Here is a 10891-nt window from a genome sequence, read left to right on the forward strand (position 1 = left end):
AAAATATGAATAGAGAAAAAGCTGGATCACGACGCCCCTTCGGGGCTCGTGATGATGGGATTGGGGGAACACCACCCCATAATTGCCTTCCTCGGCTTCTCTTTTTTTGAATTCCTCGGGCTTGACCCGAGGACCCACGCCTTACTTCTTTCGGCACCCCAACAGGGGTGCGTTCCGCACCCTTAGACCCTCGGGTCGAAGCCCGAGGGAATCAATTGGGGTGAGTCCGGCTCTCGTCATCCAGAGGAAGCAATCCAGCTGTTTCGCAGTCCCCCATGTCGGCCTTACAACCTCCTCAGGATTCCCACGAAATTCTTTGCAATGACGGTAATAAAAAAAACCCCGCTGGTTTGGGGCGGGGGTTAATTTTAGTTAACGTTAGAAGAGTGGGCTATTACTCGTCCCACTCGTCGGTATCTTGTTCGTCTTCGTCACTATTAGCTTGAGCTCGCTTTATGAACGCCTCATTGTTTAACAAAGGATTCTTTGACTTAGAGGGTGCTCTAACCTGTGAAACATGCTTCAATTTCCTCCCCACCCGTATTTGTTCTAGCAAATCAGGGTTTGCGCCATTTTTAGGAGGGGTGGAAGGGTTGTTCTTAACCGTATGAGCCGGGACAGGATCTTTCTTCCCTGGGGTTGCCTGGGCTCGTTCTGCTTCCGACTGTTCATAAGTCTTCTTTGGAACTGGGGGAATAGTAAACGTTTGGCTCACTGGCTGGGCAGGTTTTGCTGAACCTGACAATTCTGGTCTTGGGACAGTTCCCCCCGCATTCTGATAACTTGTCCACATCTCATCAGATGAGCGGGGAGGAGGAGGAACAAGTCCAGCACTTGTTAGATCAGGTTTTGCTGGAGCCGCTGGTGCTGGCAGAAAATCTATTGAAGCTGTAGCCGCTTTTTTCCGCGCAACATAGCGCTTATACGCTCTTTGAATCTTTATAGCCGCTTTAGTTTTCGCATCCTCATCTATGATTGTCGTCTTTTCGGGAACTACTCTAGGGGCAGGTGAGACACTTGGCGCGGACGACTTTGGTCTAGGTCTTGGGGTAGGCGCAGAAAGACTCATCCCCTCTGTGAAAGACTTTGGTCGAGGCGCTGGAACAGGCCTTACCCGCACTGGTGCGTTAACAGCTTGGGCCTCTGGTTCAACAACTGAAGCAGGTCGAGGCGACTTAGGTGGGTTTACACACTCCAATACTGCCATACTAACCAAACTAGATTCTTGACTTGTAAAAGATAGATCGCGCCGTATTTTTCCACATGTTTCTAATAGACCACCTGTTGGGCACACACCTTTTTTAGGAACACAATTATTTTTAAGAAATGTATAAAGGCATTTGCTTCTGGATCGATCGGTAATACACCCTTTGCTATCATACTCTTCCATTCCTTTTAAAGTCTTACACTTCAAGGCCGCAGGCCAAAGTTTGCATTTGAAAGATTTTCCCATGCACATGTCTGAAGAAAAAATTAAAACAATACTGCAGATTATTAAATAAAGTTTTTTCATAATTACCACCTTTTTATAAATATTTTTTCAATCTTGTTACTGCGCACCCACAAAAGACCGAGTTCTTGTTGTTGAAGTCCAGCTACTCGCAGAAACTTTTTCAAACACACACATCTGTGGGAAGTTTCTTTCAAAGCGCGGCTTTTGCAAGTCCATAGCTTTTGCATAATCACCCACATGAACAACAGACCCATTCAATCGTTTGGTGACTTGTTCATAGTCAGGGCCATTAATTTCCTGAATAAGAGTATCAATTTCTTTTTGAATTGAATTAGCATCAGCAAGGTTTTTTCCCAAAACCCCCGTCTTTTGTTTTATAACTTTCTTTATCTGCCCCATGGTGTCTACATAAGCATTCTTTTGAGCTAGAAGCCGTCTCAAAGTAGAAAGAAGATCACTGATTTTCTTAATATTCTTCGAAACCTGGGCCCGTTGATCAGCTGCAACCGTTCCTAATTTGGGGCCTTCATTTGCAATCAATTCATTCATCTTATCGACAGGGGTTCCGGTAATTCCTATTCCTTTAGCGATCAACTTCTGCTTGGTGACACCATCTAATCCGGTCGCACTGCAATATGTGCTGCAAGCCCCAAATTTTCTTGAATCTTCCTCCTTAGTACAAGCATAGCAGAAGCTTTGCAAACAAGGACTATCTGTCCGATATTCTAAACATCCAGCTTCCTTATACTTTTGAAATCCGTCGTAGCTACTACAAGCTTTTTGAGCCCCACCAAACCGCAAACAATACGTCTGTGTTGCATTACTTCGAATGGAAGATCCGAATCGATTTCCCACAGAAGAATCAGACTCAAAACCGAATCCTAAGATTCCACAGATAATTAACAAATATATTTTTTTCATGTTTCCCTCTGCTTTTTTTACAGTTTATTGTTTAAGATCCTTGCATCCAACCTGACACATCAGTTGGTGAGAGAGGCTCATCCCTCTTGTCTTCCATGCTCTGCAAATGCTCCTCTAAATCAGGAATTTCCGTTCCATTTTCTGTCTTTACCCCAACTTTAGCTGCAACATAAACACCTTTATACCAATCTTTATACTGCAAAATTTGTGCCTTAACAGCGGCAATTTGTCTGTATATCTGATCAACCATTGCCTTATATTTTCTATAATTAGAGCAATCGGTACCTGCAGATTGAACCCCACTGTTATAAGCCTCTAGAGCTTTATTTCTAGCCGAAATTTTCTGGCTAAGTTGGCTTAATAATCCTTCAATAGGTTGCAGCCCCACTTGAGCCGCCCCTTTTGCCGCTTGTCGGGCTTGCTTAGGTGCATTCAAAGCATTTTCAGCATTTGCCAAACTTTCACTAGCCTCTTTCATTGCATCTTCATACTGTTTAGAAGTAACTTGAGTTACATTGATTTTAAGATCGCAGGCCACTATTTCCTTATAAGACTCGGCAGACAAGATATCGCTACATTGGGTTAGACAATCTTTAACCCCCTCAACATTTCTGGAACAAGACTGGGCACAAAATTTATTACAAAACGTCTTGAGGCATTGGCTGTTTCGACGAAATTCACCCTTATAGAGTTTACCAGCGTTTTCATAATCTTTAAAACCCTTGTAAGTTTGGCACTGACTGCTGGCAAACCCTAAAGAATAAGCCACCTGACTTGCGCCAAAAACAAAGGAAATTACCATAAGGAAGAACGAAAATTTTTTCATGTAAAGCCTCTCTAATTCAGTATTTTTTTATATATCGTTCACGCTAACACGCTTAAAAACCCTTGTCAACACAGGAAGTTATTCCTAGGATACCCCTATGGAAAAGGATTCAAAAATTATCCCCAACTATCTTGTATACGGCCTGGGCATTCCTGTTGTGCGGCAAATCGCGAAAGATGTTGCTGTGGATTGCGATGTTTACCCAGGCCTTGCCATGGCTGCCCTGCATCAGGGCATCAAGAAGGTTGTTTTTCGGGGAGATACCAAATATCGCCAAGCTTTACAAAGTTTGGCGGAACAAGTTGGGGCAAAGGTTCTATTCAAAGAAAAGACATAAAACTTATTTGCTTGCATTTTAAGCCCATTTAGGTTATTCACAATGGGAAAATAAATTTGTAATTAAGGAATTTGAAATGGCTGTTCCAAAGAAAAAGACATCGACATCTCGCCGAGATCAACGTCGCGCGCATGATTTTTTGAAGACATCAACCTATACGGAATGTCGGAATTGTGGCGAAATTAATCGGCCCCATCACGTTTGCAATGCCTGCGGACATTATGATGGAAAATCTGTGATAAAGAGTTCTGTTAAGTCAGAAGAAGCAATAGCTGAATAGAGTTGGCGACAGGGCAGGCTGAAAAACTTATTCTCTCTCTAGATGCCATGGGAGGCGACAACGCCCCCCATATGGTTATTGAAGGTGCTGCTTTAGCTATTGCCCAAAATCCTGATCTGTTTCTTTTGATTTACGGAGATGAATCCCAGCTAAACCCCTTGCTTAAGAAATTTCCTGCTCTTACGGGGCACTACAAACTGATTCACACACCTGAGTTTATTAAAAGTGATGAAAAACCTTCCATTGCCTTACGTCAGGGGAAGCAATCCAGCATGCGTCTTGCCATTGACGCTGTTGCCAATGGGGAAGCCCAAGGGGTGATTTCAGCAGGAAATACTGGTGCTTATATGGCCATGGGGAAGTTTTTTCTGAAGACCATTCCCGGCATTGACCGCCCAGCCATTGTGGCATCTTTTCCCACCAACAAAAAGCCCTGTGTCATGTTAGACCTGGGGGCCAATGTTCAATGTGATCACAATCATTTGGTGCAATTTGCCCTGATGGGAAACGCCTACGCCAGGGAAATCCTGAATCTGGAGCATCCCACTGTTGGACTGTTGAATGTGGGAGAAGAAGAACAAAAAGGAAATCCCGCCGTTCAGATGGCAGCCACCATCCTAAGACGCGCGCCCAATACTATTAATTTCCACGGATTTATCGAAGGGGATGATATTGCTAAGGGAACCGTTGATGTGATTGTTACCGATGGTTTTACAGGAAATATTACCCTTAAAACCATTGAAGGCATGGTCACCTTTATGATGAACTTAGCCCGGGAAGCTTTTCAAACATCATGGCTTGCGCGTTTAGGCTATCTTTTCTGTATTCCAGCTTTTAAACCCATCAAGAAGAAAATGAATCCAAAGGCTTATAATGGGGCCATGTTTATTGGGCTAAAGGGCGTTGCCATAAAAAGCCATGGGGGGGCAGACGCACTTGCTTTTTCAGCAGCGGTTTTGACGGCTGCCAAGCTAGTATCCCATAATTTTAACCACCAAATTGAAACGAATTTAGAATTGCTTGCGAAAGATCTTGAAGATCATCCAGATCTATCGGAAAGCACAAATTAAAGAGATATCATGAAATCAGTCATCATCAGGGGAACGGGATCCTATCTGCCTAAAAAGGTTTTAACCAATAAAGATCTGGAAAAGATGATGGATACAACCGATGACTGGATTTTCCAGCGCACGGGAATTCGTCAACGACACGTTGCGGCTGCTGATGAACAAACATCCCATCTGGCCACTTATGCCTGTCAGGCGGCTTTAGACCAAGCTGGTTTAAAGGCCCAAGACTTAGACTTCATTATATGCGCCACAACCTCAGCCGACCAAACTTTTCCCGCTGCTGCCGTCAAGGTTCAGTATGCTCTGGGAATGACCCAAGGGTTCGCCTTTGATATGCAGGCCGCCTGTAGTGGCTTTGTATATGCCCTAAGCGTTGGCACAAGCTTGATCAAATCCGGTCAAGCTAAACGAGGCATTGTGGTGGGTGCTGACACCTATTCCCGCATTTTAGATTGGACAGACCGTTCCACAGCCATTTTGTTTGGCGATGGGGCAGGAGCCGTTGTGTTAGAGGCATCAGATACACCAGATACTGGTGTTTTGGGCTGCTATCTTCATTCTGATGGGCAATTTAATGATATTTTATATGTGAATGGGGGACCTTCTTCTTCAGAACACGTGGGTAAAATTAAAATGGAAGGGGCAGCAGTTTTTAAACAAGCGGTTACGAAATTGTCAGAGTCTTTGGAAGAAGTTCTTGAAAAAGAAAAAGTTTCAGCCGCCGACGTGGATTGGTTTGTGCCCCATCAAGCCAATGAGCGTATTATTAATGCAACAGCGGAACGTCTGTCTTTTCCCGCCGATAAAATCATCAAAACCGTTGGGCAACATGCCAATACATCAGCAGCCTCAATTCCTTTGGCATTAGATTGGGGTGTTCGCAATCACAAAATAAAGCCAGGTCAACTCGTCTTAGTTGACGCCATGGGGGCGGGGTTGAGCTGGGGTTCAGCCCTTATCCGCTGGTATAGCTAAACTCCTGTAAAAAGATCCCCCCCTATTTCTTTCCTCGGGCTTGACTCGAGGATCCATTTTTCTATAAAAACATAGGGTTTGGACCCTCGGGTCAAGCCCGAGGGAGTCATTTGGTGATGGAATCGACCAAAAGGCTAGTTTTTTACTCGGTTTCCCGATGAGTTCGCTCTTTCTGCTCATGCCGTTCTTGCGCCTCAATACTTAAGGTCGCGATAGGGCGCACTTCCAGACGAGCCAGGCTAATAGGATTGCCGGTTTCTTCGCAATACCCATAGGTGCCATTTTCTATTCTTTGCAAGGCGGAATCTAGTTTTCCTAATAATTTACGCTCACGGTCCCGTGTTCTAAGCTCAAAAGATCTATCCACTTCGTTAGAGGCACGGTCATTTAAATCTGCCTCGTGCACATAGCTTTCTTCTTTCAAGTTTTCTAGGGTTTCCATAGATCCTGCAAGAAGTTCATCCTTCCAGGCAAGTATCTTGCTGCGGAAATATTCTTTTTGCCTTTCATTCATAAAAGGCTCCGATGGCGATGGCTTATAGGCCACCTCCTTAAGTTTTGCTGTAGACATGGTATCCTCCTGTTAAAATTTTTCCATGGTTTTGAAAATTTTACATGTTAGCTAAAAAAAAACAACAAAAATTTGTAAATAGTTCATGTTGTTTTTATAGATGACTCTGGGCCTCCCAATCCCAGAAATCAGTTAATACAAACGAAGCCAGGGCAAGAGCTTCAACATGTACATCTTTACATTAAAAGACCGAGATTCCACCATTTTTCGAAGTAGTAGCTGATTTGTGGCGTTGGGAGGAGCGGCGATACATCAAAGCCGCAGCCAGAATACACAAGGTAACAATCGCAATCACAATGGTTGCTAAAGCATTGATTTGTGGTGTTAAACCATACCGGACGCTGGAATAAATCATCATAGGCAAGGTTGTTGATTTGGGACCTGCCACAAAACTAGCAAGCACCACATCATCTAAAGATAGTACAAATGCCAGCAGCCACCCCGCAACCAAGGATGGTGACAAAATGGGTAGTGTGATTAAGAAAAAAGATTTGATGGGTCCTGCTCCCAGATCCATGGCCGCCTCTGTCAAAGAATCATCAAAACTAGAAAGTTGGGTATAAATAATAGACGTCACATAAGCAACGGCCAGAGTTGTATGAGCAATCGTAATGGTTGTCAGCGTTCCTGTTTCAGGCCACCCAATGAGTTGTTCCATATTGATAAACAAAAGCAGCAAGGACAACCCCATAATGACTTCTGGCATCATCAAGGGCGCCTTCACCAGGCCCTGAAAAAAACCCCGTCCAAAAAACTTTTTTAACTTTGTTAAAATTAACGCCCCACAGATCCCTAGCAGAACCGAAAGGGTAGCACAGGCCAGGGCAATGCGCAGACTGATCCAGGCAGCCTGTAGCAGCTGTGTATTGCGGAACAGAGCCCCATACCATTTTAAAGAGATCCCACCCCAAATGAAAACATGCTTCGAACTATTAAAAGAATAGATAATAAGGGTAACGATCGGAATATATAAAAAGGCATATCCAAAAACTAAAAATGACGACAAGACACTCACCTTTCTTTTCATGATGCGGGGTCCTCAGTCTTTTGCTGCAACAGAATAAGAGGAAGGATCATAAAAATAAGCATACAAACCGCAATGGCGGAAGCCACAGGCCAATCTCGATTCGTAAAAAATTCAGTCCAAATCATCTTCCCTAACATCAAAGACTCCGATGATCCCAACAGCTCAGGAATCACGAATTCCCCGACAGATGGAATAAACACAAACAAACAACCTGTAATCATTCCCACTTTTGTAAGGGGCAACAGAATGGTGAAAAATATTTTAGATGGCCGCGCGCCCAAATCTTTTGCGGCCTCTAAAAGAGACCAATCAAATTTGACTAAGCTGGCATACAAGGGCAAAATCATAAAGGGGAGATAACAATAAACCATACCAATACCAACGGCAAAATTATTGTAAAGCAGAGGAAGAGGCTGATCGATAATCCCTAATCCCAATAATAGTTCGTTAATGACCCCCTGGCTTCCAAGCAACCCAATCCAGGCATAAACCCGCAACAGAAAAGATGTCCAAAAGGGCAGCATCACTAACAACAAAAGAAGTCTTTGCTTTTTCTCGGGCGCTGTAGCCATGGCATACGCCATGGGGTATGCCATAATCAAACAAATAAAAGTCGAAACACTCGCAATAGTCAGAGATTGACCCAAGGCCTGCCGATAAAGATCATCCTGAAATAAAATAAGATAGTTTTTTAAATTAACATGAATGTGGAAAGCATGGTTTTTACCCCATTCAATCAATTCAGAATAGGGTGGCAAATCAACCAAGGGTTCCGCAAAGCTAATTTTCAAAACAATTAAAAAGGGTAAAAAGAAAAAGATCAAAAGCCAGCTAAAGGGCACCCCAATAAGAAGATTTTTGGAAAAGGAAGTCTTTTGTTTTTCATAAAATTTTTTGATTTGTGCAAAAAAAAGGGCTCTATTTTTGCGCGTCATTTTAAGCCGTTAAAATAACAGGGTTTTCTGGCTTCCATGAAATGTAAACCCGGTCATTCCATGTCACAGGACTTGTTTCAGAGCGCTTAAAGTTTGGTAACGTCGCCAGAACCAGTTTCTTTGAAGGCTCAATTTGTATGTAATAAATAGATACATCCCCCAAATAGGCAATATCTTTCACAATTCCTGGCGCACAATTCTGTTTGCCTTTTGGTTTTTTGATGTGAATCGATATTTTCTCAGGCCGCAAAGAAACAGCCACTTGAGATCCCACAGCCACCTGCCCTCCGTGATTGATATACAAAGGCATTTTAAGTTCGTCCGATTGAACGGTTGTATGGGTTGAGCTTTCTTCCAACACTACTCCATAGAAAAGATTCGTGGTTCCAATAAAATCCGCCACATATTCACTATTAGGAAACTCATAAACTTCTTTCGGCGTTCCTACTTGGCGGATGCGCCCTTCTTCCATAATGCCCAGGCGCGTTGACATGGTCATGGCTTCTTCCTGGTCATGGGTTACCATAATGAAAGTCACCCCAATTTTTTCCTGAATGTTGACTAATTCAAACTGGGTATGTTCCCGCAGTTTTTTATCCAAGGCCGCCAAAGGCTCATCCAGCAAGACCAGCTTGGGTTTTTTAATCAAGCAACGGGCCAACGCAACCCTCTGCCTTTGACCACCCGACAACTGATTGGGTTTTCTATCTGCAAATTTTTCAATTTTCAACAAATGCAGAATATCATCAACCCGGCTTTTAATGGTGCTTTTCAGCAGCTTTTCTTGCTCGAGCCCAAAACTTACATTCTCAGCAACGGTCATATGAGGAAACAGGGCATAGGACTGAAACATCATGTTAACCGGCCTTTTGTAGGGCGGATAATCCGTCATATCAATGCCATCAATCAGAATGCGCCCGGAATCTGGTTTTTCAAGACCTGCTAAAATACGCAGTAAGGTACTTTTGCCACAGCCCGAGGGCCCCAATAAAGAAAAGAACTCCCCCTTGTAAATCTCTAAAGAAACATGGTTCACAGCCATGTCAGAGGCTGAATAGGATTTGCTTATTTGGTCAATTAGAATATAGGGTTTTTTATTTGGATTGTGCCAATCTTCTAAATACTTAAATTCTTTTAATGCTCTTTTTGCCATTTTTTATGTATACCATGGTTTCATTTTTTTTACCATAAGCTCCTAACGTGGCCCCTGCAGTGTCTTCCTCAGGCTTGACCCAAGGATTCATTTATTTTTGCTACGATTGGAAACAAAAAAGCTTGCAGTTTTCTGAAGTAATCGTTAATTTGTGGAAAGATTTATGCGCCCGTAGCTCAATTGGATAGAGTATTTGACTACGGATCAAAAGGTTAGGGGTTCGACTCCCTTCGGGCGCACCATTTATACTTTCCCCCAATCCAGTCACCCAAAAAAGACATTCCGCTTAGTTCACATCATCCTCGAGGCACGAAGTGCGTTACAGGATCCATTTTTAACCCACCAGCATGGCGTTCCGCCCTGGGTGCTCCAAGATTTTCGGATCAAGTCCGAAGAGGATCACCACGCCCCTGCGGGGCTCTCAAAGACGACTAGGTTTCATGACACGAAAAACCCCGTCCTTACGAGAAGAGCCTGGAAAGGCCCACTCCTACTGATTTCCTCTATTGCTCTCCTCGTTTCCCCACATTGCCTCTCGGCCTTAAGCCGAGAATCCACGCCTTACTTACGGCGGGGCGCAGCCCTAGTCATGATGCTGAAGCTCAAGAGAATCACTGGAGGATAGGGAATCAAACAAAAGAAACTGGTTTGCTTCGTCGGGGCTACGCCCCTTCTCGCAAGGACTTTGATTTTAGCCTTCTCAACGTTCGTACACACTAGAGGGTCGAAGCCTGAGGGATTCACGGGAGGATATACTCGTTTTACTCCAGTCTAGCTATATAGATTATTTTCTAAGCCCAATTTCCTTCTTTAGCGCAAAAAAAAACGCCCTCCTTTCGGGGGGCGTTTCAAAAACCATAATATAATCAAGGAAATAAATAGACAGTGGCCGGGTCGTTGTCTTGGAGGGTATCCAAGGGAAAAACAGTAAACCGTTTTTCCACGACTTTCCTTAGAAAGGAGGTGATCCAGCCGCAGGTTCCCCTACGGCTACCTTGTTACGACTTGTCCCTAGTCATTAGCCTCACCGTGGTTGGCTGCTTCCTCGTGAAAGGTCAGCGCACCAGCTTAAGGTAAAACCAACTCCCATGGAATGACGGGCAGTGTGTACAAGGCCCGGGAACGTATTCACCGCGACCTGCTGATTCGCGATTACTAGCGATTCCGACTTCATGCTCTCGAGTTGCAGAGAGCAATCTGAACTGAGACGGCTTTTAGGGATTGGCTCCAGCTTGCGCTCTTGCATCCCTTTGTCACCGCCATTGTAGCACGTGTGTAGCCCAGCCTATAAGGGCCATGAGGACTTGACGTCATCCCCACCTTCCTCCGGCTTATCACCGGCA

11 protein-coding genes, 1 tRNA gene and 1 rRNA gene are annotated in these 10891 nt (G+C 44.0%); 5 read left to right on the forward strand and 8 right to left on the reverse strand.

All coding sequences use genetic code 11. From position 1 onward, the window contains the following. Nucleotides 1-394: 394 nt before the first annotated feature. Genes WCG05_05405 through WCG05_05415 form a run of 3 tightly spaced genes read right to left on the reverse strand, consistent with a single transcriptional unit; the run spans nt 395 to nt 3200 of the window. On the reverse strand, nt 395-1513 hold the full coding sequence (locus WCG05_05405; GenBank protein MEI8321420.1) for a hypothetical protein: 1119 nt from the start codon (nt 1511-1513) through the stop codon (nt 395-397). 36 nt (nt 1514-1549) lie between these two features. Beyond that, the gene (locus WCG05_05410) at nt 1550-2374 is read right to left on the reverse strand and encodes a hypothetical protein (GenBank protein ID MEI8321421.1); all 825 of its coding nucleotides are present in this window, start codon (nt 2372-2374) and stop codon (nt 1550-1552) included. 31 nt (nt 2375-2405) lie between these two features. Continuing rightward, nucleotides 2406-3200: a hypothetical protein gene (locus WCG05_05415; GenBank protein MEI8321422.1), complete on the reverse strand. Its 795-nt coding sequence runs from the start codon at nt 3198-3200 to the stop codon at nt 2406-2408. A gap of 97 nt (nt 3201-3297) precedes the next feature. Between WCG05_05415 and WCG05_05420 the strand changes: the two genes are divergently transcribed. The 4 genes from WCG05_05420 to WCG05_05435 all read left to right on the forward strand — a co-directional run bounded on the left by WCG05_05420 (nt 3298) and on the right by WCG05_05435 (nt 5862). Beyond that, on the forward strand, nt 3298-3537 hold the full coding sequence (locus WCG05_05420; protein ID MEI8321423.1) for a hypothetical protein: 240 nt from the start codon (nt 3298-3300) through the stop codon (nt 3535-3537). A gap of 76 nt (nt 3538-3613) precedes the next feature. Continuing rightward, a complete protein-coding gene (gene rpmF, locus WCG05_05425; protein MEI8321424.1) occupies nt 3614-3817 on the forward strand; it encodes a 50S ribosomal protein L32 in 204 nt (67 codons plus the stop codon). Between the two features lie 2 nt (nt 3818-3819). Next, nucleotides 3820-4887 (forward strand): phosphate acyltransferase PlsX, encoded by a 1068-nt coding sequence (gene plsX, locus WCG05_05430; protein MEI8321425.1) that lies wholly within the window; start codon nt 3820-3822, stop codon nt 4885-4887. A gap of 9 nt (nt 4888-4896) precedes the next feature. Next, on the forward strand, nt 4897-5862 hold the full coding sequence (locus WCG05_05435) for a beta-ketoacyl-ACP synthase III (protein MEI8321426.1): 966 nt from the start codon (nt 4897-4899) through the stop codon (nt 5860-5862). Nucleotides 5863-6004: 142 nt separating this feature from the next. On the opposite strand, the gene dksA is transcribed toward WCG05_05435, so the two are convergent. The 4 genes from dksA to WCG05_05455 form a co-directional block, all read right to left on the reverse strand. Further along, complete coding sequence (gene dksA, locus WCG05_05440; GenBank protein ID MEI8321427.1) at nt 6005-6433, reverse strand: RNA polymerase-binding protein DksA; 429 nt, start codon at nt 6431-6433, stop codon at nt 6005-6007. 181 nt (nt 6434-6614) lie between these two features. Then, a complete protein-coding gene (locus tag WCG05_05445) occupies nt 6615-7460 on the reverse strand; it encodes an ABC transporter permease subunit (protein ID MEI8321428.1) in 846 nt (281 codons plus the stop codon). After that, nucleotides 7457-8395: an ABC transporter permease subunit gene (locus WCG05_05450; GenBank protein ID MEI8321429.1), complete on the reverse strand. Its 939-nt coding sequence runs from the start codon at nt 8393-8395 to the stop codon at nt 7457-7459. Before WCG05_05450 ends, WCG05_05445 begins: the two co-directional genes overlap by 4 nt. A 1-nt stretch (nt 8396) precedes the next feature. Then, the gene (locus tag WCG05_05455) at nt 8397-9548 is read right to left on the reverse strand and encodes an ABC transporter ATP-binding protein (protein ID MEI8321430.1); all 1152 of its coding nucleotides are present in this window, start codon (nt 9546-9548) and stop codon (nt 8397-8399) included. A gap of 165 nt (nt 9549-9713) precedes the next feature. Between WCG05_05455 and WCG05_05460 the strand changes: the two genes are divergently transcribed. Then, nucleotides 9714-9790 (forward strand) — tRNA-Arg (locus WCG05_05460). A 714-nt stretch (nt 9791-10504) separates the two neighbouring features. Here the strand turns inward: WCG05_05460 and WCG05_05465 are convergent. Next, nucleotides 10505-10891 (reverse strand): 16S ribosomal RNA (locus tag WCG05_05465); the annotation flags it as partial.

Source organism: Alphaproteobacteria bacterium (assembly GCA_037146715.1).
Lineage (GTDB): Bacteria > Pseudomonadota > Alphaproteobacteria > UBA7879 > UBA5542 > JBAWWO01.